This window comes from Tenacibaculum sp. AWR4_210, assembly GCF_056160945.1.
Genome location: NZ_JBSWYF010000061.1, coordinates 1 through 386 on the forward strand (window position 1 = coordinate 1; position 386 = coordinate 386).

The 386-nt window shown below is 60.4% G+C and carries 1 protein-coding gene; it reads right to left on the reverse strand.

Features of this window, described 5'->3' with window-relative positions; genetic code table 11:
* Positions 1 to 386 (reverse strand): sensor histidine kinase (locus tag ACXAG7_RS20025; RefSeq protein ID WP_476667934.1); only part of this gene is annotated, 386 nt, incomplete at both ends.

The window sequence follows — 386 nt, forward strand, 5'->3', positions numbered from 1 at the left end:
CCTGTTCAACGATCGCAAGTCCAAGGCCGGTTCCCTCGCCGTTGCGCAACTGTGAGAACCGGCGGAACGCCGTCTCAGCCTGGTCAAGCGGAATGCCTAGGCCGTCGTCCTGCACAGTAACAGTAATCACGGCGTCGTCCATGCCCGTTTGCACCGAAATTCTGGTCATCTCGTCGCCGCCATGGCGCAGGGCGTTTTCCAAGAGGTTGGTGATCGCCTCTCCAAGGAGTGTGGGGTCCCCGTCCATCATCAGGCTCTGCGCGCAACGTTCCAAAGAGAATTCGATATCGCGGGACAGTGCAGCGTGCGCGAGACCTTGGCAGGCTTGTTCCACCACATCGTTCAGGTCGAACCGGGAAAGTGTGCCGCCATCGCCATAGCGCAGG